This is a genomic window from Apilactobacillus apisilvae, from assembly GCF_023380225.1.
GTDB classification, from domain to species: Bacteria; Bacillota; Bacilli; order Lactobacillales; family Lactobacillaceae; genus Apilactobacillus; species Apilactobacillus apisilvae.
This window is the reverse complement of sequence record NZ_CP093362.1, coordinates 639,483-662,927: the sequence shown is the minus strand read 5'-3', so window position 1 is coordinate 662,927 and position 23,445 is coordinate 639,483. Positions and strand designations below refer to the sequence as shown.

The window sequence follows — 23,445 nt, the reverse complement described above, 5'->3', positions numbered from 1 at the left end:
CATGCTAGTACCAAAACGTGTTAAGTTCCGTCGTGAACACCGTGGTAAACTACGTGGACATTCAAAAGGTGGAAACACAGTAGCCTTTGGTAGTTACGGTTTACAAGCGCTTGATTCACATTGGATCACTAATCGTCAAATCGAAGCTTGTCGTATTGCTATTACAAGATACATGAAGCGTGGTGGGAAAGTTTGGATTAAAATTTTCCCTCATAAATCATACACTGAAAAAGGTGTAGGGGTTCGTATGGGTAACGGAAAAGGTTCTCCTGCTGGTTGGGTTGCTCCAGTTAAGCGTGGAAAAATCCTATTTGAAATTGGAGAAGTTTCTGATGAAGTTGCTAAAGAAGCTTTGCGTTTAGCTTCTACTAAACTTCCTGTTCGAACAAAGATTATTAAACGTGAGGAAGTAGGTGGCGAATCAAATGAAGGCTAAAGAAATTAATGAACTAACCACTGCTCAAATGCATGAAAAAGAACAAAGTTATAAAGAAGAATTATTCAACCTTCGTTTTCAATTAGCTACTGGTCAATTGGAAAATACTGCAAGATTGAAGAAAGTTCGTAAGAACATTGCACGTATCAAAACTGCATTGCGTCAACAAGAACTAAACAAATAGAATACGATAAAGGAGGTCAATGTTAATGGAACGTAATATGCGTAAGGTCTACAGAGGCCGTGTTGTTTCAGACAAGATGGACAAGACAATTGCTGTTGTTGTTGAAACTTATAAAACACATCCTACTTACGGAAAACGTGTTAAGTACTCAAAGAAGTACAAAGCTCATGATGAAAACAATGAAGCAAAAAATGGCGATATCGTTGAAATTATGGAAACACGACCATTGTCAGCTACAAAACATTTCCGTTTAGTTAATATCGTTAAAAAAGATGTAACTATCTAAAAATGTTTTTAACTTATCGTATTCTGAGTAAATACCGGAAGGAGGGTATTAGCTATGATTCAACAAGAAAGTCGTTTGAAAGTTGCTGATAACTCAGGTGCGCGTGAAATCTTAACTATTAAGGTTTTAGGTGGATCAAGCAGAAGATATGCAGGTATCGGTGATATAGTTGTTGCTACTGTAAAACAAGCAACACCAGGTGGCGTTGTCAAAAAAGGTGACGTTGTTAAAGCTGTTATTGTTAGAACTAAGGCTGTTTCACGTCGTTCAGATGGTTCATACATCCGTTTCGATGAAAACGCTGCTGTGTTAGTTCAAGACGATAAAAGTCCAAAAGGAACACGTATTTTTGGACCTGTTGCACGTGAATTACGTGATAACAAATTCATGAAAATTGTTTCCTTAGCGCCTGAAGTACTTTAATTAACTACTGTTAACCAAGGAGGTGCCAATAAATGTTTATTAAAACTGGTGACAAAGTTCGCGTAATTAGTGGTAAAGATAAGGGTAAAGAAGGAACCGTTACTAAAACTATCTCATCACAAGATCGCGTAATTGTTGAAGGCATTAATATTGTAAAGAAACATCAAAAAGCTTCTCAATCAAATCCACAAGGTGGAATTAATGATGTTGAAGCTCCTATCCATGTTTCAAATGTAATGTTAATTGACCCATCAAACAATGAACCAACAAAGGTTGGTTTCAAAATTGAAAATGGTAAGAAAGTTCGTATTTCCAAAAAAACTAACAAATCAATCGATTAATTTTAATTGAAAGGAGGATACCTTTCCATGTCAAACCGTTTACAAGACAAATATAAAGATGAAATTTCAAAATCATTGATCGAAAAGTTTAACTATTCATCAATGATGCAAGCACCTAAGCTTGACAAAATCGTTCTAAATATGGGTGTTGGTGATGCCGTTACTAATGCTAAAAACTTAGACGAAGCTGTTTCAGAATTAACTCAAATTTCTGGACAAAAGCCATTAGTAACTAAGGCTAAAAAATCAATTGCTGGTTTCCGTTTACGTGAAGGTATGTCAATTGGTGCCAAGGTTACATTACGTGGCGAACGTATGTATGATTTCTTAGATAAATTAGTTAACGTTTCATTACCTCGTGTTCGTGATTTCCATGGTGTTAACAAACGTTCATTTGATGGTCGTGGTAACTACACATTAGGTGTACGTGAACAACTAATTTTCCCTGAAATTAATTATGATAATGTTAACCGCGTTCGTGGTTTAGATATCGTTATTGTAACTACTGCAAATACTGATGAAGAATCAAAAGAATTGTTAACTCAATTCGGTATGCCATTTGCAAAATAATAGGAGGGTATAATATGGCTAGAAAAGCACTTATTGTAAAGAGTGAACGTCCTGCTAAGTTTTCAACTAGAAATTACACTCGTTGTGAACGCTGTGGAAGACCTCATTCAGTTTACAAGAAATTTCATTTATGCCGTCTCTGCATCAGAGATCTTGCCCACAAAGGTCAAATCCCTGGTATGAAGAAGGCAAGTTGGTAAAATAACTTAGTAAAAAGGAGGTTACGTTAATGTCCATGACAGATCCAATCGCTGACTTTTTAACAAGAATTCGTAACGCTAACATGGTTCGTCACGAATCTGTTGAAGTTCCAGCTTCAAAAATTAAAAAAAGCATTGCTGAAATTTTAAAACGTGAAGGTTTTATTCGCGATGTTGAATATATGGATGATGACAAGCAAGGTGTTATCCGTGTATTTCTTAAATATGGTAAAAATGATGAACACGTTATTTCTGGCTTGAAACGTATTTCAAGACCAGGTTTACGTTCATATGTAAAATCTGATTCAATTCCTAAGGTATTAAATGGTTTAGGTGTTGCAATTATCTCAACTTCTGAAGGTGTTGTTACCGATAAAGAAGCTCGTGCTAAAAAAATTGGTGGAGAAGTATTAGCTTACATTTGGTAATATTCTTTGCTTGAACTGGAGGTGTAATAAATGAGTCGTATTGGTTATAGAAAAGTTGTTTTACCAGAAAGTGTTGAATTAACTACTGATGGTAACAATGTAACTGTAAAAGGTGAAAAAGGTTCATTAACTCGTGAATTTTCACCAAACATTAAAATGAATGTTAACGATAATATCGTTACTTTTGAACCAGCTGTTAGATACGATAATAAGACCCGTGCTATGCATGGTACTATGCGTGCTAACTTAAACAACATGGTTGAAGGTGTAACTAACGGTTTTACAAAGACACTTAAATTAGTCGGTGTTGGTTACCGTGCCCAAGCTAAGGGTTCAGTATTAGAAGTAAATGTTGGTTATTCAAATCCTGTTGAAATTAATATTAATGATGACTTAAAGGTTGAAACTCCTGATAGCTTAACTATTAATATTAGTGGTATTAACAAAGAACATGTAGGAGACTTTGCTGCTCGCGTTCGTGCCGTACGTTCACCAGAACCTTATAAAGGTAAAGGTATCCGTTATGAAAACGAAGTTGTTCGTCGTAAGGAAGGTAAGACTGGTAAATAATAAGCATTTGCTTTTTATTTAGTCAATTTTACAAATTCAATTAAGAGGTGACTATTTTGATTAACAAACCAGATAAGAACAAGACACGTCAACGTCGTCACTTACGTGTCCGTAATAAGATCTCTGGTACTGCTGTGTGCCCACGTTTGAATGTTTATCGTTCTAACAAAAACATCTACGCTCAAATTATTGATGATGTAGAGGGTGTTACGCTTGCTAGTGCCTCAACTCTAGATAAAGACGTTAGTGGTGCAAATAAAACAGAACAAGCAAGTTCTGTTGGCTCATTAGTTGCCAAACGCGCTGCTGAAAAAAATGTTAAAAATGTTGTTTTCGATCGTGGCGGTTACTTATACCACGGACGTGTTCAAGCATTAGCTGATGCTGCACGTGAAAACGGATTAGAATTTTAAAAAAGGAGGAATAACCACAAATGGCAGAATTTATTGATCCAAATAAATTAGAACTTGAAGATACTGTTGTTTCTATTAACCGTATCACTAAGGTAGTTAAAGGTGGACGTCGTCTACGTTTTGCAGCTTTAGTTGTTGTTGGTGATAAAAACGGACATGTTGGATTCGGAACTGGTAAAGCCCAAGAAGTTCCTGATGCAATTCGTAAGGCTGTTGATGATGGCCGTAAGAACTTAATTACTGTTTCAAGAGTTGGTACAACTATTCCTCATGAAATTATCGGTACTTTTGGTGGCGGTAAGATCATGTTAAAACCTGCTGAAGAAGGTTCTGGTGTCGCTGCTGGTGGTGCCGTTCGTTCAGTTATGGAATTAGCTGGTATCGACGATGTTACAAGTAAACGTTTAGGTTCAGATACTCCAATTAATGCTATTCGCGCAACTTTTGCCGGATTAAAAGCATTAAAGAGTGCAGAAAAAGTTGCTACACTACGTGGCGTTTCTGCTCAACATTTAGCAGAATAAGGAGGGGTTTATAAGATGGCTCAATTAAAGATTACTTTAACTCATAGTGCAAATCACCGTCTCCCCAAACAACGTAAAATTGTTAAGGCACTAGGATTAGGTCGTATTAATAGTACCGTTGTTAAGCCTGATAACGAAGCAACTCGTGGAGCTCTATTCCATATTGCACACTTAGTTAAAGTTGAACAAGTTGATTAATAAATAACAAGGAGGTGCACTTCTAATGAAATTACATGAATTAAAAGCTGCTGAAGGTTCACGTTCATCAAGACAACGTCTTGGTCGTGGATTAGGAAGTAAAGGTAAGACTTCTGGTCGTGGACAAAAAGGTCAAAAAGCTCGTAGTAAGACCCGTCTAGGATTTGAAGGGGGTCAAATGCCTTTCTACCGTAGAATGCCAAAACGTGGTTTCACTAATATTAACCGTAAAGAATTTGCTATTGTTAACCTATCTACTTTAGATCAATTTGATAATGGTTCTGAAGTTACTCCAGAAACTCTTAAAGAATCTGGTGTTATTAATAACGTTAAGAACGGCGTTAAAATTCTTGGTAATGGTGAAATTAATAAGAAGTTAACTGTAAAAGCAAGTAAATTTTCCAATGCTGCTAAATCAGCAATTGAAAATGCTGGCGGTAAGACTGAGGTGATCTAAATGCTATCAACCTTGAAAAACGCTTTTAAAGTAAAAAGTATTCGTAATAAAGTTCTTTTTACTTTAGGAGTTTTGATTGTATTTAGACTTGGGGCATATATTACTGTCCCTGGGATAAACGCCAAAGCACTCCAAAGCGTTGCTTCATCTGGATTGGTTAGCATTTTAAACACCTTTAGTGGTGGTGGATTAACAAATTATTCACTATTCGCTATGGGTGTTTCACCATATATTACTGCACAAATTATTGTTCAGCTTTTACAAATGGACATTGTCCCTCGCTTTGTTGAATGGAGTAAACAAGGTGAAGTTGGACGTAAAAAATTAAATCAAGTTACTAGAATTTTGTCAGTAGTTCTTGCATTTGTACAATCAATTGGTATTACAGCCGGATTTAATACTTTAAGTAGTTTAAACCTTGTACAACATCCAGGACCAGCTACTTATTTAAGTATTGGTTTAATTTTAACCGGTGGATCAATGTTAACTACTTGGATGGGTGACATGATTACTGACCGAGGAATCGGCCAAGGTGTTTCAATGATAATTTTTGCCGGAATTATCGCTAGAATTCCAGTAGGAATTCAACAACTTTATAAAGAATATATTGTTGGTGATAGTTCTTCAGAATTATGGCAATCAATTATATTTATAGTTGTATTGTTTATAATTGTATTAATAATTGTTACTTTTGTTACTTGGGTTCAACAGGCTGAACGTAGAATTCCTATACAATATACGAGAAGAGAAACAGGTTCATCAGATAATAGTTATTTACCATTAAAGGTAAATGTTGCTGGTGTTATTCCTGTAATCTTTGCTAGTTCGTTTATTTCAACACCTCAAGCTATCTTGATGTTTTTTGCAAGTAAACATTCTGGTGATGGTTGGTATAAAATTATGAGTGATATATTTAATATGCAAACCATTCCGGGTGCTACTTTATATACATTTTTAATTATTGTATTTACATTTTTCTATGCTTTTGTTCAGGTTAATCCTGAAAAGTTATCTAAGAACTTGCAAAAGCAAGGAAGTTATATTTCTGGTGTTTGGCCAGGTAACGGAACACAAAAATATGTTTCTAAGCTTCTTATGAGACTTAGCGTTGTGGGTGCTTTATTCTTAGGAATTGTTGCACTTATTCCTTTAGTTGCACAAAATGTTTGGAATCTTGATGAGTCCATTGGACTTGGAGGTACAAGTTTATTAATTGTTGTTGGTGTTGCAATTCAAACAATTAGTCAAATTCGTGGTTTAATGATGAAACAAGAATATGTTGGATTCATTAAAGAACCAAGACCTGAAGATTTATAAAATTTGGTGTTCGGAGGAATTAAGATGACAATGAATTTGATTTTAATGGGTTTGCCGGGTGCTGGAAAAGGTACTCAAGCAGAAACCATTATTAAAAATTATGGGATCCCTCATATTTCTACAGGAGATATTTTTAGGGCCGCTATAAAAAATCAAACTGAAATGGGAATAAAGGCAAAACAATATATTGATAAAGGAAACTTAGTTCCTGATGATGTAACATGTGGAATTGTTAAAGATCGTCTTTCAAAAGATGATACAAAAGAAGGATATATGTTAGACGGTTTTCCTAGAACAATTGATCAAGCTGATTCTTTGCAAAGAATTAGTAAAGATCTAAATCGTCCATTGGATGCTGTTATAAATATTGACGTTGACCCTAAAATTCTTATTGATCGACTTTCCGGTAGATTTATATGTAAAAATTGTGGAGCTACTTATCACAAATTATATAAAAAGCCTAAAGTTGATGATACTTGTGATGTTTGTGGTGGTCATGAATTTTATCAACGTAGTGATGACAAACCTGAAACTGTTAAAAATCGTTTAGATGTAAACATTAAAATGAATACACCATTAATTGATTTTTACAGAGGTCTCGACCTATTGTATACCGTTGATGGTAGTCAAAATATTGATGATGTTACTGAAGACATTGACAAAATACTAAAAAAACTATAGTTACGATAATATAGGATTTGATGTAAGTTTGTTTGTGTGATAGACTAACTCATGTGTATTTGCGATTTTATAGATATTTCGGGATTAAAACATTACTGAATACTATTTATGTGTACCCTAATTATTATAAAAATCGTATTTTCGAGGAGGAAATTCTTTGTCTAAAGATAATGTTATTGAAATTGAAGGTAAGGTTACTGAAACTTTACCTAATGCTATGTTTCGTGTGGAATTGGAAAATGGACATGAAATTTTAGCTCACGTTTCAGGTAAAATTAGAATGCATTACATTAGAATTTTACCTGGAGATCGTGTCACTGTTGAAATGTCACCATATGATTTAAGCAAGGGACGTATTACTTACCGTTATAAATAAGTAGTACTGTCTTTAAATATAGGAGGGTTATTATAATGAAGGTAAGACCATCAGTAAAACCAATGTGTGAAAACTGTAAAGTAATTAGAAGAAAAGGCCGTGTTATGGTTATTTGTTCTAATCCTAAACATAAACAAAGACAAGGCAAGTAATTTATTTAATAAAACAGGAGGTGTATTTTAATGGCTCGTATCGCCGGAATTGATTTACCACGTGATAAGCGTGTTGTTATCGGTCTAACAAGTATCTTTGGAATTGGTCAAAGTAGAGCTGCTGAAATTCTTTCAAAAGCTGGCGTTTCTGAAGATGTTCGTGTTCGTGATTTAAGTTCTGAACAAGAAGATAAAATTCGTGAAGTCGTTGACAATTATAAAATTGAAGGTGACTTACGCCGTGAAGTAAGAATGAATATCAAGAAACTTCAAGAAATTGGTTCTTACCGTGGAATGCGTCATCGTCGTGGTTTACCACTTAGAGGTCAACATACTAAGAACAATGCTCGTACTCGTAAGGGTAAAAAAACCACAATGGCTGGTAAAAAATAATTAATAAAGGAGGTTAGTAAATCATGGTTCAAAAGAAAGGTTCACGTAAACGTAGAGCAAAGAAGAATATCGAAGCCGGTGTTGCTCATATTCACTCTACTTTCAATAATACATTAGTTATGATTACTGATATGCAAGGAAACGCTATTGCATGGTCATCAGCTGGTGCTTTAGGATTCCGTGGAAGTCGTAAATCAACTCCATTTGCTGCACAAATGGCTGCTGAAGCTGCTGCTAAATCATCTATGGAACATGGTATGAAGTCTGTTGAAGTTGCTGTTAAAGGTCCTGGTTCAGGTCGTGAATCAGCAATCCGTGCGCTACAATCAACTGGTTTAGAAGTTGCTGCAATTCGTGATGTGACACCAGTTCCACATAATGGATCTCGTCCTCCAAAGCGTCGTAGAGTTTAATTTTATATTCATCATAATAGATGAAAATATTAATATTAACTCATAGCGTTTTGAAAGGGGTAGAAGATAAGAATGATTGAATTTGAAAAACCTAATATTCATAAGATTGATGAAACTGATAATTATGGAGAAGTTGTTGTTGAACCATTAGAACGTGGTTATGGAACAACTCTTGGAAACTCGTTGCGTAGAATTTTACTTTCATCTTTACCTGGTGCTGCTGTTACAAGTATTCAAATTGATGATGTATTACATGAATTTTCTACTGTACCTGGTGTAGTAGAAGATGTAACACAAATTATTTTGAATATTAAAAAACTTTCATTAAAGCTTGATTCTTCTGATGAAGAAGAAAAGTCAATGGAAATTAATGTTACTGGTCCTGCACAAGTTACTGCTGATGATATTCAAGCAGATGGTGATGTTACTGTTTTAAATCCAGATTTACACATTGCCACTGTTGCTGAAGGTTCAACATTCCATATGCGAATGACTGCTAACAAAGGCCGTGGATATATTTCTGCAGATGAAAATAAGGCTCGTAATGATGGAATGCCAATCGGTGTCTTACCAGTTGATTCCATTTATACCCCAATCGAACGTGTTAATTATCAAGTTGAAAATGCACGTGTTGGTCAAGTATCTGATTATGATAAACTTACTTTGGATGTTTGGACGGATGGTTCTATCACTCCAAGTGAAGCTGTAAGTTTAGCTGCTAAGATACTAACTGAACATCTTGGAATGTTTGTTAATTTAACCGATGAAGCTAAAAACGCTGAAGTAATGGTTGAAAAAGAAGAAACACATAAAGAAAAGATGTTAGAAATGACAATTGAAGAACTAGACTTATCTGTTCGTTCATATAATTGTCTAAAACGTGCCGGTATCAACACTGTTCAAGAATTAACTAGTAAAAGTGAAAATGATATGATGAAGGTTAGAAACTTAGGCCGCAAGTCTCTTGTTGAGGTAATGCATAAGTTAGAAGATCTTGGATTATCATTACGAAAAGAAGATTAGTATAAAGGAGGATATCCATTTATGAGTTACCGTAAATTACAACGTACTAGTGCTCATCGTCGTTCATTATTACGTAACCTAACTACTGATTTGTTAGTTAACGGAGAAATTAAGACTACAGAAGCTCGTGCTAAAGAAGTACGTTCAACTGCTGAAAAAATGATTACTCTAGGTAAGCGTGGAGATCTACATGCCCGTCGTCAAGCAGCTTCATTCTTACAAAATGTTGTGGCTGATGCTAAAGAAGATGGCGATGATGTTACTGTTACTACTGCATTACAAAAGCTTTTTGATGAAATTGCTCCTAAATATGCAGAACGTAATGGTGGTTACACACGTATTATGAAAACAATGCCTCGTCGTGGTGACGGTGCAGCAATGGTTATTTTACAATTAGTTGACTAATTTAAAATAGACATATGAATAGCAACAATAGGAATCACTAGGTATATTAGTATAGAGCGTTATGATGATGGAATTTATCCAAGTCTAGCTTGAATGAAGTTTAAAACTTTGCGCTAATGTACTTATAGTGATTTTTTTATACATAAAATTATTTATTATGGAGTTGTAAGTATGGATAAAAAAATTATTAATGTTAAGAACTTAAAATTTAAATATGACAATAATAGTAATTATGCTATTAATAATTTATCGTTTTCCGTTAATAAAGGTGAATGGTTATCCATAATAGGCAAAAATGGTAGTGGTAAAACTACATTGATTAGTTTATTAGATGGTTTAATTCAATGTGAAACTGGAAATATATTTATTGACGGATTAGAATTAAACGAATCTAATTTAAATAATATAAGAGATAAAATTGGTATTGTTTTTCAAAATCCTAACAATCAATTTGTTGCATCGACTGTTAAAGAGGACGTTGCTTTTGGATTAGAAAATAGACAATATAATTATCAAAATATGCATAAAACTGTTCATGATATTTTGGTGGAAGTTGGTATGACTCAATATGAAAATAGTAATCCTTCAAGATTATCTGGTGGCCAACAACAAAGAGTAGCCTTGGCAGGAGTTTTAGCTGTTTTACCTAGCATTATAATATTAGATGAGTCCACTAGTATGCTTGATCCTAAGGCTAAAGATATGCTTATAAATTTGGTTAATCAATTTAGAAAGAAATATGACTTAACCGTTATTTCAATAACTCATGATATGGATGAAGTTCAATATTCTGATAGAGTAATGTTGTTAGAAAAAGGTAAATTAATAAAGTATATTTCACCACTAACTTTATTTAATGAAATTTCTAATGCCGAAGATTATGGATTAGAATTGCCATTATCTGAAAAAATCAGGATTAAATTAAGCGAAAATGGTTTTAATTTAGGTAATAATTATATGAATAATGAGGAGATTGCCAAATGGATAATTCGATATCATTCAAAAATGTAAGTCATATATATCAAAATAATACTCCTTTTGCTAAATGTGCTTTAAAAAATATTAATTTTAAAATAAAATCAGGTTCTTTTATTTCAATAGTTGGTAAAACTGGAAGTGGTAAGTCGACATTAATAAAACACATTAATGCTTTATTAAAACCTACAAGTGGGGAAATAAGTATTGGTAAATTTAAATTGAATTCTAAAACAAATAATAAAAATTTGAATCAACTGAGAAGTACCGTTGGAATGGTATTTCAATTTCCAGAACAACAATTATTTGCTGATACTGTAGAAGAAGATATCGCTTTTGGACCTTTAAATTTCGGCTATAGTAATGATGAAACATCTAGGACAATTGAGAAAGTAGTTGATTTAGTCGGACTAGATAAGTCCTTATTAACTAAATCTCCATTTGAATTATCTGGTGGACAGCAAAGAAAAGTGGCAATTGCTGATGTTTTAGCAACTCATCCTAAAATTCTTATTTTGGATGAACCAACAGCTGGCTTAGATCCACAAGGTCAAAAATTTATAATGAAGTTAATAAGCAAATTAAATAAGGAAAAAAATATAACAATAATTTTGGTTAGCCATCAGATGAATGATGTTGCAAACTATTCTGATAGTATATTCATAATGAAAAATGGTGAATTAGTAAAACAATGTCATCCCAATGAATTATTTAATAATGAATCTTTGTTAAGTGAGTATGATTTAAAAATGCCAGATAGTGCTATAATAGCTTCGCTATTAAATAATCACGGATTTGATTTAAATGATTTTAATTTTAATGATGAAGCTTTAATAAGCTCTATTTTAAAAAAATTAAGGAATGTTAAATAATTATGAATAATTTTATATTTGGTAGATATTTACCCTTAGGTTCTTTCGTTCATAAAATGAATCCAGCCGTGAAGATATTTTTGTGTTTTTATTTGGTTATTTTAGTATTTTTAGCTAATAACTTTTTTAGCTATTTATCAATGATCTTATTTGTCTCTTCTTTAATATTTTGCACTAAAACGCCGCTTAAACTTTTTATTAGAGGTATAATACCTTTAATCTGGATAATAATATTTACAATTATTATTCAGTTAATATTTAGCTCCGGTGGAGAGATTATTTATAAATTATGGTTTATTAGAATTACCAATTTAGGTGTGCATAACGCTATCTTTTTATTTTTTAGATTTTTATTAATAATATCTATTTCAACTGCGCTTACAATTACTACAAGTCCATTAGAAATAGCAGACGGAATTAGTATTTTGTTAAAGCCTTTAAAAAAATTAAAATTTCCAGTTGAAACTTTTTCCTTAATGATTTCCATTTCACTTCGTTTTGTTCCAACTTTAAATGATGAAGTTAAAACAATTATGGATGCACAAAGATCCAGGGGAGTAGATTTTGGTAGTGGTGGATTAATTAAGCGAATTAAATCTTTTGTTCCATTATTAATCCCGTTATTTGTTAGTGCTTTTAAACATGCCGATAATTTAAGTGTCGCAATGGAAGCTAGGGGTTATCAAATTAATCAAAAGCGTACTCATTATAATAGCTATCATTTTAATTATATTGATGCACTTTCAATTTTATTTTCTATATTAATTATGTTTTTATTATTTATAGTTAGAAATTAGGAGGAATATTTTGACTTATCGATATAAAATAACAATGTCTTATGATGGGACCAAATTTTCAGGTTTTCAAAGACAACCTAATCGAAGAACTATTGAAGGAACTTTAACAAAAATTGTTAATAAAATGGCTAAAAATCCTGAGAAACATATAGTGGTGTATGGTTCTGGAAGAACTGATGCTGGTGTGCATGCATTGGGACAAGTAGCACACTTCAATTTCCCCTATAATTTACAAGAAAAAAGTATGTTAAAAGCATTAAATAGTATGTTACCATTAGACATTGAAATATTAAAAGTTGAAAAAGTTAGTAATGATTTTCATGCTAGATATGATGTCTCTGGTAAAAGATATATGTATCGAATCGATTTAGGAGAATTTCGAAATCCTTTTAAAAGATTTTATACTGCACAATGGAAATTACCTGTTGACTTGGATAAAATAAATCATGCATTAGAAGACTTGGTAGGGGAACATGATTTTACAAGTTTTGTTGCTTCAGGATCAACTGCCAGAAGTAACATAAGAACTATTTATGAGGCGAATTGCTATATTGATGAAAAAAGTAATGAATTAATTTTTGAATTTTATGGTAACGGATTTTTATATAATATGGTTAGAATTCTTGTAGGTGTTTGTATTGAAATCGGATCTGGATATAGACCAGAAAATGATGTTTTAAGATTGTATGATGTTAAAGATAGGAGACAGGCGCGAAGAACGGTACCTGCATGTGGACTCTATCTTAAACATGTTTACTATGAAGATGAAGATCCTAAGCATCCAACAAAATTGCCCAAATATCAAAGATGATTTATGGTTGACTTTATATAAAAAAGTTTGTATCATTAATTATGGTATTGTTTGCCCCACAATAAGCCCCGGAAACTTATATTGGTGTCGAACAAACACAGAAACATGGAGGAATATTAAAGTGCGTACAACATATATGGCAAAACCAGGTGAAGTAGAACGCAAGTGGTACATTATCGACGCAACTGACATTAGTTTGGGTCGCTTAACTTCAACAGTTGCTTCTATTTTACGAGGAAAAAATAAACCAACATTTACACCTAACGTTGATACAGGTGATCACGTTATTGTTATTAATGCATCTAAGGTTGCATTAACAGGTCGCAAAGCAACTCGCAAAGTATACTCCCACCACACAGGTTATTTAGGTGGTCTTAAACAAAAAACTGCTGGTCAAATGTTAGAAAATACTCCAGAAAAATTAATTGAAACATCAGTTAAGGGTATGATGCCAGATGGTTCATTAGCTCACAAGCAATTATTACACTTGCATGTACATGCTGATGGTAGTCATGGTCATGAAGCTCAAAACCCTGAAGTATTAGACATTAATAACCTAATTTAAGGAGGAAACTTAATTGGCTCAAGTACAATATCGCGGCACAGGCCGTCGTAAAGACTCAGTAGCTAGAGTACTTTTAGTACCTGGTACTGGTAAAGTAGTTATGAACAAAAAAGCTATCGAAGATTACATTCCATTCCCTAACCTAAGAGCAGTGGTTATGCAACCATTTGATGTTACTGAAACTTTAGGTAACTATGATGCTTTAATCAATGTTAATGGTGGTGGATTCTCAGGACAAGCTGGTGCAGCTCGTCATGGTATCGCTCGTGCATTACTAGAAGTAGATCCTGATTTCCGTGCTCCATTAAAGAGCGCTGGCTTATTAACTCGTGATGCTCGTATGAAAGAACGTAAGAAGCCAGGTCTTAAGAAAGCTCGTAAGGCTGGTCAATTCTCAAAACGTTAATATTTATTTTATTAACCCTTCAAAGTACTTTTCATTTTCTGAAAAGTACTTTTTTATTTTACTGTTTTTAATGTGTATAATAATTATATATTATAAATTTTAGGAGTGATTAAAAATTAGTAATAAAAGTTATCGTATGAATATTCTTACAATGTTTATAGCTATAATTATAATACAGACAACTATACCAGGAATTGGTAATATACCGATAGGCCCGCTAAGTATTACAATAATTCCGATTACTATAATAGTTGCTGCAATTTTATTGGGAAGTAAAGAGGGATCTATCCTTGGCCTTATATGGGGACTAATAACATTTGTTCGTGCTTTTTGGTGGCCAACTAGTCCTTTGGCAGTTTTTGTTTTAGTAAATCCTTTGATTTCAGTGTTACCCAGAATATTAGTGGGATTTGTTAGTGGAATTTTTTACCATCGATTAATAAATTTTAGAATTAATAAAAATTTATTAATGGTATTTTCGGGAGTTATTGGATCTCTTGTTAATACAATATTAGTTTTATCACTAATTTATTTATTCTATCGTAATAATTCTTTTAACATCTATCATATTAATACTAGTGATTTATTGCCTTACCTTTTAGGTATTGCTGGAACTAATGGCCTAATAGAAGCAATCTTGTCAGGAATTTTTGTTCCAATAATTGTTAAACCTTTGCAAAAAATAAAAAAGTAGTGATTAAGGAACTGAAGTTATAATATTGAACAGATAAATAAAAGCACTTTCGATAAAAGTATTATTTTAATTTGGTAAAATAATATAATTCGGAGGTGTTTTTTGTATGACTAATAATAAATATTCATATGAAACTAAACTAGAAGCCGTTCGGCTTCTTAATGAAGGTATTCCTGGTAGAAAGATTTGTAAAATACTTGGTTTAAAGAGTGACGGCTTAATTTATACATGGCGGAAATATGTAAGAAATGGTGATTATTATCGTTTGAATCAAAAGCCTGGCAAACAATATAAATATAATAAAGGCAATTTAGAACTACCTAGTGATGTCAGAAAAGATATGGAAATTAAACAAATGAAGGAAGAACTTGAAGTTATAAAAAAATATTTAATCATGGAAGGGCTGTGGTAAATCAAGCTACTATTAAATTAATCGATACTTTCACATCCAAAATACCTTTAGTTAGGATTTGTCAGTATCTCAATATATCTAGAAGTACCTATTACTATCATAAAACACATGCAGCTCATTTTAATTTAAGTCAGATTGAACAGGAGATTCAACAACTATGTATAAAAACAAAGTTTTTATATGGTTATCGTAAAATTCATGCACTAATTAATAAGCACTTAAAATGCAGTGTTAGTAAAGTTCAAAGAATTATGGCTAAATACAATTGGGGGTGTCGTATTAAACGTAAAAGATCTCATCGACCTGGTAATCCGTTCAAACAATTTGATAATATAATCAATCGTGATTGGAACATTAGTTTACCAAATCGTAAATTAACCACTGATATCACTTATATTCCTTGCGGAAATAAAATGTTGTACCTCTCTACAATTATGGATAGTTTTAATTCGGAAATTATTGCTCATAAAATTTCTAATCATCCAAATACCCAATTGGCATTAGATACACTAAATCAATTAGGCTATTTAAGTGGTGCTATCATTCATAGTGATCAGGGTTCTACTTATACTTTGCGTGAATTTTTTGAATTAGCACGCAAAAAAGGCGCCATCAGAAGTATGTCCCGTAAAGGGACGCCAGCTGATAACGCCATCATTGAATCATTTCACTCAAGCCTAAAGACTGAAATGATATACACACAAGCTAAACCAAAAGGTTTAGCAGATACCATTAGGTGTGTGAATAATTATATCAAATTTTGGAATAATACACGAATATTAACAAAATTAGGCAACCAATCACCTGTAGAGTACAGGAAATCAGTTGCCCAATTAAATAATTAGAAAGCTGCTTTTATTTATTTGTTCAAAATAATAGTTGCAGTTCCTAAAATCACTACTTTTTTTCATTTTCTTCTTCTGGTTTATTTTTACCTTTACTGTTATTAGGACTTTTTTTAACCATCTTTAATTTTTTGTTACTAATAACAACTTTATCATGATACTTATCTTCTAGAACAGGATCATTAGTTTTAAAAGCGATTAAATATGAATTATTATATGCTTTTTCAATAATTCCCTTAAAAACAGTTTTTTCAAGATCAAATGAAACTTGGTCACCAATATCGAAAGGTGATTTATCATTACTTGTTAATTTATCTTTTACCAAAGGTAAACATCTCCTAACATACAGTTTAAAAATAACTAAAAAAATTCTTTTTGTCAATTTATTAGTCTTTATTAATTATAACATTGCTATTTTTATATAAAATAGTTTAGAATTATGTTTAAAAGTGAAAAGAGATGATTATATTAAAAATAAAAAGATAACTATTAATTTTGGTTGGATATTTATAATTTTTATTTTAACTATATTAATTTTTTCTACTGGTTATTATTATTTTAATAAAGCTTATACTTATAATATTTATAATCAAAAAAATGTCGAAAAAAATCATCGTAATTTCATTAATAAGTTATTGCCTTCCGTTAACGATGCGCAAAGAAAATATGGTATTTTAGCTAGTATCAGTTTAGCTCAAGCAGTAATTGAATCTGATTGGGGGACTAGTCAATTGGCTATGAAATACAATAATTTATATGGCATAAAGGCTTTTGAAGGACAACCATCAGTAAAATTATCAACTAATGAATTTGTTAATGGAAACTTTATAAAAATAAATGGAAATTTTCGAGTTTATAAAAATTGGGACGAATCAGTTCAAAGCCATGCTAGATTATTATTTAATGGAACTAATTGGAATCGTAATCAATATCAAGATGTAGTTAATTCCGATAATTATGTTGCAGCTGCTGAGGGATTACAAATTGATGGGTATGCAACAGATCCTAAATATACTAAAAAAATCATCGAAACTATTAAAAGGTATCATTTGAATCAATATGATAAAACATAAATAAGGAGAATTTATATGAAATTATTAGAAGATAAAATTGCATCAGAAGGACTTGTTTTGCCAGGTAATATTCTAAAGGTGGATCAGTTTTTGAATCATCAAATTGATCCAATGTTCATGAATGAAATGGGAAAAGAATTTGCTAAACTATTTAAAGATGATGGAATAACTAAAATTATTACAGTCGAATCTTCAGGAATTGCTCCAGCTGTTTTAACTGGACTACAAATGGAAGTTCCAGTTGTTTTTGCTAGAAAACATAAGAGTTTAACTTTAAATGATAATATCTATTCTAGTGATGTGTATTCTTATACTAAACAAACTAATAATAAAATTAGCATTGATAAACGTTTTATCAATTCCACGGATAATATACTTGTTATTGATGATTTTTTAGCAAATGGACAAGCAGTTTTAGGATTACTAGATATTGCTAAAAAAGCTGGTGCTAATGTTAATGGTGTCGGAATTGTAATTGAAAAAAGTTTTCAAAAGGGCCATAAAATCATTAAAGATTCTGGAATTCATTTAGAATCATTAGCTCGTATTGCTTCTTTAGAAAATGAAAAAGTTACTTTTGAATAAGCAAAAATTAGTCGGTAATTTTGCCGACTTTTATTTTGCACATAAATGAAAATAAAGATAGCTATGATATAATTAGACTATAAATAAATTGAGAGGATTGTGTTTTTTTTGTCAGTAAATGATGTAATTTCAGGAATGAATGGTAAACAAAAAGAAGCCGTATTATGTACTGAAGGGCCATTACTAATTATGGCTGGTGCTGGTAGTGGTAAAACACGGGTTCTAACTCATCGAATTGCCTACTTAATTGAAGAAAAACAGGTTTTACCTTGGAATATATTAGCGATTACTTTTACTAACAAGGCATCTAAAGAAATGAAAGAACGTGTTTCTAATCTATTAGACTATGGTGGAAATGAAGTATGGATTTCAACATTTCACGCTTTATGCGTTCGTATTTTGCGAAGCCATATCGATAAAATTGGTTACAATCGTGCCTTTACTATTGCAGGTAGTAGTGAACAAAGAACACTTGTTAAAAGAATTCTAAAAGACTTAAATATTGATCCTAAAAAAAATGATCCAAGAGCCATTTTGTCGGCTATTTCCAATGCTAAAAATGACTTAAAAACACCTTATGAATACCAAGAGAGTCTAAACCATACTAGTCCTTTCGAGGAAACAGTTGGTAAAGTTTATACAGAATATCAAAAACGTTTACATAATAATCAAGCACTAGATTTTGATGATTTAATTATGATGACAATTCAATTATTTGAAGATGTTCCTGACGTCCTTGATTACTATCAAAATAAATTTCACTACATTCACGTTGATGAATACCAAGATACTAATGAAGCTCAATATAAACTAGTTACAATGTTAGCTAAAAAATATAAAAATATTTGTGTAGTTGGTGATGCTGACCAAAGTATTTATGGTTGGCGTGGAGCTAATATGAATAATATCTTGAATTTTCAAAATGATTATAAAAATGCTAATACTGTGATGTTAGAACAAAATTATCGCTCAACGAAAAATATTTTAAATGCTGCAAACGATGTGATAAAAAACAACGTTTCTCGCAAAGAAAAAAATTTATGGACTGAAAACAAAGATGGCGATAAGGTTTCTTATTATCGTGGGCAAAGTGAAGTTGATGAAGCGCATTTTGTTGTCACTCAAATTAAAAAAATTATTGAAGAGAAAAATTATTCATATAATGATTTTGCAATTCTTTATCGAACCAATGCTCAATCTAGAATTATTGAAGAAACATTTTTGAAATCTAATATTCCATATATGATTGTTGGTGGCCATAAGTTTTATGACCGTAAAGAAATTCAAGATGTTTTAGCTTATTTAACTTTGATTGCTAATCCAAGCGATTCGATGAGTTTAGAAAGAATTATTAATGAGCCTAAACGTGGAATTGGTGCTTCCAGTATTGAAAAATTAAGAGTTTTTGCTCAAGAAAACAATTGGAGCATGTTAGAAGCAACTAAGAATATTGAATTAAATACTACTTTATCTAACCGTGCAAGAACCTCAATTGATCAATTTGGCAAAATGATGACTGGACTTCAAAAAATTGCTCAAGAAAATAAAGTTACTGATGTTACGGAACACATTTTGGATGATAGTGGTTATTTGGATAACTTAAAAAAATCAAAATCATTAGAATCTAAAGCTAGAATTGAAAATATTGAAGAATTTATATCAGTAACTCAACAATTTGATAACAATCGTACTGAAGACGAAGGTGACGAGCCGTTAACGGATTTTCTTGCTGATTTAGCTTTAGTTTCCGCACAAGATGATGTTGATGAGCAAACTCCACAAGTGACCTTAATGACTTTACATGCTGCTAAAGGACTAGAATTTCCTGTAGTGTTCTTAATGGGGATGGAAGAAGGTATTTTTCCATTAGGCAGATCTCTAGAAAATGAAGATGAACTAGAGGAAGAACGTCGTTTAGCATATGTTGGAATTACTAGAGCACAAAAGAAATTATTTATAACTAATGCTTTTTCTAGAATGTTATATGGTAGAAGGCAAACTAATCCAGAATCACGTTTTATTGATGAAATTTCGGATAATTTAATTCATTCAGAAAATAATTTTTCTAAAAATAATTCGTTAAAAACACCATTCGATTCATCAAGAGGTCGTCGAATGCAACAATTCTCAACTCAACGAGCTTATCGACAACCTAGCCAAAAAGTTCAAAAGCCTAAAGGTAGTGGAGCAGATAAAAAGTCGTGGATTGTTGGTGACAAAGTTCAACATAAAGCATGGGGTATTGGTACTGTCGTGAAAATTAATGGTAGTGGCGAAGATACAGAACTAGATATTGCTTTTCCTGACCAAGGATTAAAACGTTTACTTGCTGCCTTTGCACCAATTAATAAAGTTGAAAAATAACGTTTTTAATTGAGGTGAATTAAATTGTCAGATAAAACATTTAATAATATGAGTGATTCAGACCTAAAGAAAGAATATTCTGAGCTTAAAGATCAATTAAATTTATGGAGCCGTCAATATTACTATAATGACCAACCAAGTGTTGAAGACAGTGTATATGATGATAATTATCGTCAATTGCAAATTTTGGAAACACAAAATCCTAATCTGATTACTTCAGATTCACCAACTCAACATGTTGGATCGCAAACTTTGCCTGGCTTTGATAAAGTTCATCATGAGATTCCAATGTTATCACTAGGGGATGTTTTTTCTAAGCAAGAATTAGCAGAATTTGTTAATAATTTAAATAAAAATTATTCTCAAATCACTGAATATAATTGTGAATTAAAGATTGACGGATTAGCAATATCTTTACGTTATCAAAATGGTAAATTAGTTCAAGGATCGACTAGAGGTAATGGTACTATTGGTGAAGATATTACTAATAATTTAAAAACGATTAAATCGATTCCACATAAACTAACGCGACCAATTAATATTGAAGTACGTGGTGAATGTTATATGCCTAAAGAATCTTTTGCTAAACTAAATGAACAACGTGAGCGTGATGGTGAAAATGTTTTTGCTAATCCTAGAAATGCTGCTGCAGGAAGTTTAAGACAATTAGATTCTAAAGTCACAGCTAGTCGTAATTTAAGTACCTTTATGTATAATGTTGCTAATTATGATGATTTAAATACTAATACCCAATCTGGATTGTTATCCGAATTAAAATATTTAGGTTTTAATATTAATCCAACTTATGAAGTTGTTAAAAATATGTATGATATTAATAATTATATTGATAAATATACTGGTCAACGTGATAATCTAAGTTATGGTATTGATGGAATTGTTATTAAAGAAAATAATTTAGAATTACAAAAAGAAATTGGTGCAACAGTTAAAGTGCCCAAATGGGCGATTGCTTTTAAATTTCCTCCAGAAGAAGTTGAAACTAAGTTAAAAAATATTGAATGGACTGTTGGTAGAACTGGGGTAGTGACACCAACTGCGATTATGGACCCTGTTCAATTAGCTGGTACGATAGTTTCAAAGGCATCTTTGCATAATTCAGACTATTTGGAAGAAAAAGCAGTTCGAGTTGGTGATACGGTTAAGTTACACAAAGCAGGAGATATTATCCCAGAAATTTCTGAATATATTCCAAGTAAGCGTCCTAAAAATTTAGAACCTTACATTATTCCAAGCAAATGTCCATCTTGTGGTGATGAACTAGTTCATTTAGATGGTGAAGTTGCTTTGCGTTGTATTAATCCTAAATGCCCAGCACAGTTAACTGAACAAATTAATCATTTTGCTTCTCGCAATGCAATGAATATTGATGGATTAGGTCCTAAGATTGTTCAACAACTTTTTGATAAAGGCTTTTTAGATGATACGGCTAGTTTGTATAAACTTAATCGTGATGAATTAGAGACTTTAGATAAGTTTGGTTCTAAATCAGCTAATAATCTTTTAACTGCTATTGATAATAGTCGAAGTAATTCTATGGAACGATTATTATTTGGTTTAGGTATTCGTCATGTTGGTGCTAAGGCAGCTAAAATTATCTCCAAACATTTTAAAAGTATTAAAAGTTTAGCTAGTGCCAAAATTGATGATATTTCTTCAATTAATACAATTGGTAATACCATTTCGAAAAGCATTGTGACTTATTTTAAAAACCCCGAAGCTAATAAATTAATACAAGAATTTGAAGAATTAGGTATTAATATGGAATATAAAGAATCACAATTAAATTCAAGTAATATTGAATCTTCATTCTTTAATAAAAAAACGATTGTTCTAACTGGAAAACTATCACAAATGAGTCGTCCAAAAGCAGTATCTTGGTTAGAAAATCATGGTGCTAAGGTTACTAGTAGTGTTTCAAAAAATACTGATTTATTGATTGCAGGAAAAGATGCTGGTAGTAAGATGGATAAAGCACAAAAATTAAACCTATTAATTTGGGATGAAAATAAATTCATTGATGAAATGAATAACAATTAATCTTTTGTGGAGGCAAGCAAATTGAATAAATTAAAAGTATTATTCTTGGTGATGTTTACAACTGTTTTTCTAGCAGCTTGTGGAAATAACAAAAATAATAATGAAAATAGTTCTTCAGGAACGCAAGTTATTTCTCAAACTAACAGTAATTATTATCAAGGTGTAATTAAAAAGGGTCACTATTTGACCAGTAAGTCACGTGGTGTTTCCGTTCAACAAAATGATAATCAATTAAATCTTAAAGGATTTGAAAATGGATTATTAAGCATTTCAAAGGATCATTTCCCAACTGATGATTATATTTTACAAGAAGGTCAATATATTAATACTGATACAGTTGAAAATTGGTTAGGTCGTAAAAGTAAAAGTAATCCAGATGGATTGAATCCTGAAGGAAAAGATAGTAAAGAGCCTTTATATCTACAACAAATGGATGAACAAGATTTTATGACTGAAGATCATGATTCTTTGAAAATTAAGGGTATGACAATTGGATTGGGTATTAACTCAATTTATTATTATCGTAAAGAAGCCTATGGGGCTGTTTACCAAAAAACTCTTAACGAAAAAGATATTGTTAAACAAGGAAAAGAAATTGCTGACAAAATTTTGCAACGTTTAAGAAAGCGTAAAGAATTAAAGAATATTCCAATTGTTTTTGCACTTTACAAACAGGCTCCTAATGATAGTTTAGTGGGCGGTAACTTTTTTGCTTCTTCCGTTAATAATGGTAATAACATTAAAAACAGTGATTGGAAATCTTTAAATGTAAAAAACTATGTTTTACCTGATGAAACAAGTAAAGGTGTTAATAGTAATGATGAGAATGCTTTTGAAAACTTTAAGAACCAAATTCAAAAATTCTTTCCTAACTTGAGTGGGGTTACTGCACAAGCACATTATGTAGACGGACAACTCAGGGGAATGCATGTTAACATTACTACACAATTTTATGGGCAAAGTGAAATTATTAGTTTTACCCAATATGTAAATAGTACGGCTAATAAATATTTACCAAATAATATTCCAATTGATATTCAAATTAGTTCGACAGAAGGAATGCAAAGTTTTCTATCTAGAAAAACAGGGAGTAATAATTTCTATACCCATGTTTTCACTAGTTATTAAAATTAATTAAAAGATTGTGTTAAAATGTTTTTATAAGTATGAATTATTTTAAAGATGAATGAAAGAAGGA

At 31.8% G+C, this 23,445-nt stretch carries 36 protein-coding genes; 35 read left to right on the top strand and 1 reads right to left on the bottom strand.

All coding sequences use genetic code 11. The features are described 5' to 3' along the window. Position 1 precedes the first annotated feature (1 nt). From rplP to MOO46_RS03325, 30 genes are all read left to right on the top strand, one after another. Complete coding sequence (gene rplP / locus MOO46_RS03470) at positions 2-436, top strand: 50S ribosomal protein L16 (protein WP_249511594.1); 435 nt, start codon at positions 2-4, stop codon at positions 434-436. Beyond that, positions 426-620 carry a 50S ribosomal protein L29 gene (rpmC, locus tag MOO46_RS03465; protein ID WP_105956372.1) on the top strand — a complete coding sequence of 65 codons (195 nt, stop codon included), beginning with the start codon at positions 426-428 and terminating at the stop codon, positions 618-620. Before rplP ends, rpmC begins: the two co-directional genes overlap by 11 nt. Positions 621-639: 19 nt before the next feature. Further along, positions 640-906, top strand: a complete 267-nt coding sequence (gene rpsQ / locus MOO46_RS03460) for a 30S ribosomal protein S17 (RefSeq protein ID WP_249511593.1) — start codon at positions 640-642, stop codon at positions 904-906. Between the two features lie 54 nt (positions 907-960). After that, positions 961-1,329 (top strand): 50S ribosomal protein L14, encoded by a 369-nt coding sequence (rplN, locus tag MOO46_RS03455; protein ID WP_249511592.1) that lies wholly within the window; start codon positions 961-963, stop codon positions 1,327-1,329. Positions 1,330-1,361: 32 nt separating this feature from the next. Further along, positions 1,362-1,670, top strand: a complete 309-nt coding sequence (gene rplX / locus MOO46_RS03450) for a 50S ribosomal protein L24 (RefSeq protein ID WP_249511591.1) — start codon at positions 1,362-1,364, stop codon at positions 1,668-1,670. Between the two features lie 27 nt (positions 1,671-1,697). Beyond that, entirely contained in the window at positions 1,698-2,240 is a 543-nt protein-coding gene (rplE, locus tag MOO46_RS03445) for a 50S ribosomal protein L5 (protein ID WP_249511590.1), read from the top strand. Between the two features lie 14 nt (positions 2,241-2,254). After that, positions 2,255-2,440, top strand: a complete 186-nt coding sequence (locus tag MOO46_RS03440) for a type Z 30S ribosomal protein S14 (RefSeq protein WP_105956367.1) — start codon at positions 2,255-2,257, stop codon at positions 2,438-2,440. 29 nt (positions 2,441-2,469) lie between these two features. Further along, a complete protein-coding gene (rpsH, locus tag MOO46_RS03435; RefSeq protein WP_249511589.1) occupies positions 2,470-2,868 on the top strand; it encodes a 30S ribosomal protein S8 in 399 nt (132 codons plus the stop codon). A gap of 30 nt (positions 2,869-2,898) precedes the next feature. Next, entirely contained in the window at positions 2,899-3,438 is a 540-nt protein-coding gene (gene rplF, locus MOO46_RS03430) for a 50S ribosomal protein L6 (RefSeq protein ID WP_249511588.1), read from the top strand. Positions 3,439-3,494: 56 nt separating this feature from the next. Then, complete coding sequence (gene rplR, locus MOO46_RS03425) at positions 3,495-3,851, top strand: 50S ribosomal protein L18 (RefSeq protein WP_249511587.1); 357 nt, start codon at positions 3,495-3,497, stop codon at positions 3,849-3,851. Positions 3,852-3,871: 20 nt separating this feature from the next. After that, the gene (rpsE, locus tag MOO46_RS03420; protein WP_249511586.1) at positions 3,872-4,375 is read left to right on the top strand and encodes a 30S ribosomal protein S5; all 504 of its coding nucleotides are present in this window, start codon (positions 3,872-3,874) and stop codon (positions 4,373-4,375) included. Positions 4,376-4,390: 15 nt separating this feature from the next. Continuing rightward, positions 4,391-4,573 (top strand): 50S ribosomal protein L30, encoded by a 183-nt coding sequence (rpmD, locus tag MOO46_RS03415; protein ID WP_249511585.1) that lies wholly within the window; start codon positions 4,391-4,393, stop codon positions 4,571-4,573. Positions 4,574-4,598: 25 nt separating this feature from the next. Then, positions 4,599-5,030 carry a 50S ribosomal protein L15 gene (gene rplO / locus MOO46_RS03410; RefSeq protein ID WP_249511584.1) on the top strand — a complete coding sequence of 144 codons (432 nt, stop codon included), beginning with the start codon at positions 4,599-4,601 and terminating at the stop codon, positions 5,028-5,030. Continuing rightward, positions 5,031-6,347 (top strand): preprotein translocase subunit SecY, encoded by a 1,317-nt coding sequence (secY, locus tag MOO46_RS03405; protein WP_249511583.1) that lies wholly within the window; start codon positions 5,031-5,033, stop codon positions 6,345-6,347. It begins immediately after the preceding gene. Positions 6,348-6,377: 30 nt separating this feature from the next. Then, the gene (locus MOO46_RS03400) at positions 6,378-7,028 is read left to right on the top strand and encodes an adenylate kinase (RefSeq protein ID WP_317619378.1); all 651 of its coding nucleotides are present in this window, start codon (positions 6,378-6,380) and stop codon (positions 7,026-7,028) included. A 157-nt stretch (positions 7,029-7,185) separates the two neighbouring features. After that, the gene (gene infA, locus MOO46_RS03395) at positions 7,186-7,404 is read left to right on the top strand and encodes a translation initiation factor IF-1 (protein ID WP_105956358.1); all 219 of its coding nucleotides are present in this window, start codon (positions 7,186-7,188) and stop codon (positions 7,402-7,404) included. Between the two features lie 35 nt (positions 7,405-7,439). Further along, positions 7,440-7,556, top strand: coding sequence for a 50S ribosomal protein L36 (rpmJ, locus tag MOO46_RS03390; protein ID WP_105956357.1), 117 nt, complete (start codon positions 7,440-7,442; stop codon positions 7,554-7,556). Positions 7,557-7,586: 30 nt separating this feature from the next. Then, entirely contained in the window at positions 7,587-7,949 is a 363-nt protein-coding gene (rpsM, locus tag MOO46_RS03385; protein ID WP_249511581.1) for a 30S ribosomal protein S13, read from the top strand. Positions 7,950-7,972: 23 nt separating this feature from the next. Beyond that, positions 7,973-8,362, top strand: coding sequence for a 30S ribosomal protein S11 (rpsK, locus tag MOO46_RS03380; protein WP_249511580.1), 390 nt, complete (start codon positions 7,973-7,975; stop codon positions 8,360-8,362). Positions 8,363-8,434: 72 nt separating this feature from the next. After that, entirely contained in the window at positions 8,435-9,385 is a 951-nt protein-coding gene (locus MOO46_RS03375; RefSeq protein WP_249511579.1) for a DNA-directed RNA polymerase subunit alpha, read from the top strand. A gap of 21 nt (positions 9,386-9,406) precedes the next feature. Next, the gene (gene rplQ / locus MOO46_RS03370; RefSeq protein ID WP_249511578.1) at positions 9,407-9,790 is read left to right on the top strand and encodes a 50S ribosomal protein L17; all 384 of its coding nucleotides are present in this window, start codon (positions 9,407-9,409) and stop codon (positions 9,788-9,790) included. A 171-nt stretch (positions 9,791-9,961) separates the two neighbouring features. Beyond that, complete coding sequence (locus MOO46_RS03365; protein ID WP_249511577.1) at positions 9,962-10,801, top strand: energy-coupling factor transporter ATPase; 840 nt, start codon at positions 9,962-9,964, stop codon at positions 10,799-10,801. Beyond that, positions 10,771-11,637: an energy-coupling factor transporter ATPase gene (locus tag MOO46_RS03360; RefSeq protein WP_249511576.1), complete on the top strand. Its 867-nt coding sequence runs from the start codon at positions 10,771-10,773 to the stop codon at positions 11,635-11,637. Before MOO46_RS03365 ends, MOO46_RS03360 begins: the two co-directional genes overlap by 31 nt. After that, complete coding sequence (locus tag MOO46_RS03355; protein WP_249511693.1) at positions 11,637-12,434, top strand: energy-coupling factor transporter transmembrane component T family protein; 798 nt, start codon at positions 11,637-11,639, stop codon at positions 12,432-12,434. The genes MOO46_RS03360 and MOO46_RS03355 overlap by 1 nt, the downstream gene beginning before the upstream one ends. Positions 12,435-12,468: 34 nt before the next feature. After that, on the top strand, positions 12,469-13,245 hold the full coding sequence (gene truA, locus MOO46_RS03350) for a tRNA pseudouridine(38-40) synthase TruA (RefSeq protein ID WP_249511692.1): 777 nt from the start codon (positions 12,469-12,471) through the stop codon (positions 13,243-13,245). Positions 13,246-13,366: 121 nt separating this feature from the next. Beyond that, positions 13,367-13,810: a 50S ribosomal protein L13 gene (rplM, locus tag MOO46_RS03345; RefSeq protein WP_249511575.1), complete on the top strand. Its 444-nt coding sequence runs from the start codon at positions 13,367-13,369 to the stop codon at positions 13,808-13,810. Between the two features lie 13 nt (positions 13,811-13,823). After that, the gene (rpsI, locus tag MOO46_RS03340; RefSeq protein WP_249511574.1) at positions 13,824-14,216 is read left to right on the top strand and encodes a 30S ribosomal protein S9; all 393 of its coding nucleotides are present in this window, start codon (positions 13,824-13,826) and stop codon (positions 14,214-14,216) included. Positions 14,217-14,367: 151 nt separating this feature from the next. After that, the gene (locus MOO46_RS03335; RefSeq protein WP_249511573.1) at positions 14,368-14,910 is read left to right on the top strand and encodes an ECF transporter S component; all 543 of its coding nucleotides are present in this window, start codon (positions 14,368-14,370) and stop codon (positions 14,908-14,910) included. A gap of 106 nt (positions 14,911-15,016) precedes the next feature. Next, a complete protein-coding gene (locus MOO46_RS03330; protein WP_249510625.1) occupies positions 15,017-15,322 on the top strand; it encodes a transposase in 306 nt (101 codons plus the stop codon). Then, positions 15,316-16,167 carry an IS3 family transposase gene (locus MOO46_RS03325; protein WP_249511572.1) on the top strand — a complete coding sequence of 284 codons (852 nt, stop codon included), beginning with the start codon at positions 15,316-15,318 and terminating at the stop codon, positions 16,165-16,167. Before MOO46_RS03330 ends, MOO46_RS03325 begins: the two co-directional genes overlap by 7 nt. Positions 16,168-16,219: 52 nt before the next feature. On the opposite strand, the gene MOO46_RS03320 is transcribed toward MOO46_RS03325, so the two are convergent. Continuing rightward, positions 16,220-16,492, bottom strand: a complete 273-nt coding sequence (locus tag MOO46_RS03320) for a DUF2187 domain-containing protein (protein WP_249511571.1) — start codon at positions 16,490-16,492, stop codon at positions 16,220-16,222. Positions 16,493-16,616: 124 nt separating this feature from the next. Between MOO46_RS03320 and MOO46_RS03315 the strand changes: the two genes are divergently transcribed. From MOO46_RS03315 to MOO46_RS03295, 5 genes are all read left to right on the top strand, one after another. After that, entirely contained in the window at positions 16,617-17,240 is a 624-nt protein-coding gene (locus MOO46_RS03315) for a glycoside hydrolase family 73 protein (RefSeq protein ID WP_249511570.1), read from the top strand. A 15-nt stretch (positions 17,241-17,255) separates the two neighbouring features. Further along, the gene (locus MOO46_RS03310) at positions 17,256-17,825 is read left to right on the top strand and encodes a xanthine phosphoribosyltransferase (protein ID WP_249511569.1); all 570 of its coding nucleotides are present in this window, start codon (positions 17,256-17,258) and stop codon (positions 17,823-17,825) included. A 108-nt stretch (positions 17,826-17,933) separates the two neighbouring features. Beyond that, a complete protein-coding gene (gene pcrA / locus MOO46_RS03305) occupies positions 17,934-20,189 on the top strand; it encodes a DNA helicase PcrA (protein WP_249511568.1) in 2,256 nt (751 codons plus the stop codon). A gap of 48 nt (positions 20,190-20,237) precedes the next feature. Further along, on the top strand, positions 20,238-22,247 hold the full coding sequence (gene ligA, locus MOO46_RS03300; protein WP_249511691.1) for an NAD-dependent DNA ligase LigA: 2,010 nt from the start codon (positions 20,238-20,240) through the stop codon (positions 22,245-22,247). Between the two features lie 51 nt (positions 22,248-22,298). After that, positions 22,299-23,375 (top strand): CamS family sex pheromone protein, encoded by a 1,077-nt coding sequence (locus tag MOO46_RS03295; RefSeq protein ID WP_249511690.1) that lies wholly within the window; start codon positions 22,299-22,301, stop codon positions 23,373-23,375. Positions 23,376-23,445 lie beyond the last annotated feature (70 nt).

What these genes read in the sequence shown, in the direction of transcription:
- rplQ (WP_249511578.1), top strand. Translation starts at nt 9,407, where the DNA reads ATGAGTTACCGTAAATTACAACGTACTAGTGCTCATCGTCGTTCATTA.
- rplX (WP_249511591.1), top strand. Translation starts at nt 1,362, where the DNA reads ATGTTTATTAAAACTGGTGACAAAGTTCGCGTAATTAGTGGTAAAGAT.
- rpmD (WP_249511585.1), top strand. Translation starts at nt 4,391, where the DNA reads ATGGCTCAATTAAAGATTACTTTAACTCATAGTGCAAATCACCGTCTC.
- rpmJ (WP_105956357.1), top strand. Translation starts at nt 7,440, where the DNA reads ATGAAGGTAAGACCATCAGTAAAACCAATGTGTGAAAACTGTAAAGTA.
- rpsM (WP_249511581.1), top strand. Translation starts at nt 7,587, where the DNA reads ATGGCTCGTATCGCCGGAATTGATTTACCACGTGATAAGCGTGTTGTT.
- rplO (WP_249511584.1), top strand. Translation starts at nt 4,599, where the DNA reads ATGAAATTACATGAATTAAAAGCTGCTGAAGGTTCACGTTCATCAAGA.
- rplF (WP_249511588.1), top strand. Translation starts at nt 2,899, where the DNA reads ATGAGTCGTATTGGTTATAGAAAAGTTGTTTTACCAGAAAGTGTTGAA.
- MOO46_RS03310 (WP_249511569.1), top strand. Translation starts at nt 17,256, where the DNA reads ATGAAATTATTAGAAGATAAAATTGCATCAGAAGGACTTGTTTTGCCA.
- rplN (WP_249511592.1), top strand. Translation starts at nt 961, where the DNA reads ATGATTCAACAAGAAAGTCGTTTGAAAGTTGCTGATAACTCAGGTGCG.
- rplP (WP_249511594.1), top strand. Translation starts at nt 2, where the DNA reads ATGCTAGTACCAAAACGTGTTAAGTTCCGTCGTGAACACCGTGGTAAA.
- rpsK (WP_249511580.1), top strand. Translation starts at nt 7,973, where the DNA reads ATGGTTCAAAAGAAAGGTTCACGTAAACGTAGAGCAAAGAAGAATATC.
- ligA (WP_249511691.1), top strand. Translation starts at nt 20,238, where the DNA reads ATGAGTGATTCAGACCTAAAGAAAGAATATTCTGAGCTTAAAGATCAA.
- rpsQ (WP_249511593.1), top strand. Translation starts at nt 640, where the DNA reads ATGTTAATGGAACGTAATATGCGTAAGGTCTACAGAGGCCGTGTTGTT.
- MOO46_RS03400 (WP_317619378.1), top strand. Translation starts at nt 6,378, where the DNA reads ATGAATTTGATTTTAATGGGTTTGCCGGGTGCTGGAAAAGGTACTCAA.
- MOO46_RS03440 (WP_105956367.1), top strand. Translation starts at nt 2,255, where the DNA reads ATGGCTAGAAAAGCACTTATTGTAAAGAGTGAACGTCCTGCTAAGTTT.
- rplE (WP_249511590.1), top strand. Translation starts at nt 1,698, where the DNA reads ATGTCAAACCGTTTACAAGACAAATATAAAGATGAAATTTCAAAATCA.
- MOO46_RS03295 (WP_249511690.1), top strand. Translation starts at nt 22,299, where the DNA reads ATGTTTACAACTGTTTTTCTAGCAGCTTGTGGAAATAACAAAAATAAT.
- MOO46_RS03365 (WP_249511577.1), top strand. Translation starts at nt 9,962, where the DNA reads ATGGATAAAAAAATTATTAATGTTAAGAACTTAAAATTTAAATATGAC.
- secY (WP_249511583.1), top strand. Translation starts at nt 5,031, where the DNA reads ATGCTATCAACCTTGAAAAACGCTTTTAAAGTAAAAAGTATTCGTAAT.
- MOO46_RS03360 (WP_249511576.1), top strand. Translation starts at nt 10,771, where the DNA reads ATGGATAATTCGATATCATTCAAAAATGTAAGTCATATATATCAAAAT.
- rpsE (WP_249511586.1), top strand. Translation starts at nt 3,872, where the DNA reads ATGGCAGAATTTATTGATCCAAATAAATTAGAACTTGAAGATACTGTT.
- rpmC (WP_105956372.1), top strand. Translation starts at nt 426, where the DNA reads ATGAAGGCTAAAGAAATTAATGAACTAACCACTGCTCAAATGCATGAA.
- truA (WP_249511692.1), top strand. Translation starts at nt 12,469, where the DNA reads ATGTCTTATGATGGGACCAAATTTTCAGGTTTTCAAAGACAACCTAAT.
- MOO46_RS03330 (WP_249510625.1), top strand. Translation starts at nt 15,017, where the DNA reads ATGACTAATAATAAATATTCATATGAAACTAAACTAGAAGCCGTTCGG.
- MOO46_RS03375 (WP_249511579.1), top strand. Translation starts at nt 8,435, where the DNA reads ATGATTGAATTTGAAAAACCTAATATTCATAAGATTGATGAAACTGAT.
- MOO46_RS03335 (WP_249511573.1), top strand. Translation starts at nt 14,368, where the DNA reads ATGTTTATAGCTATAATTATAATACAGACAACTATACCAGGAATTGGT.
- rpsH (WP_249511589.1), top strand. Translation starts at nt 2,470, where the DNA reads ATGTCCATGACAGATCCAATCGCTGACTTTTTAACAAGAATTCGTAAC.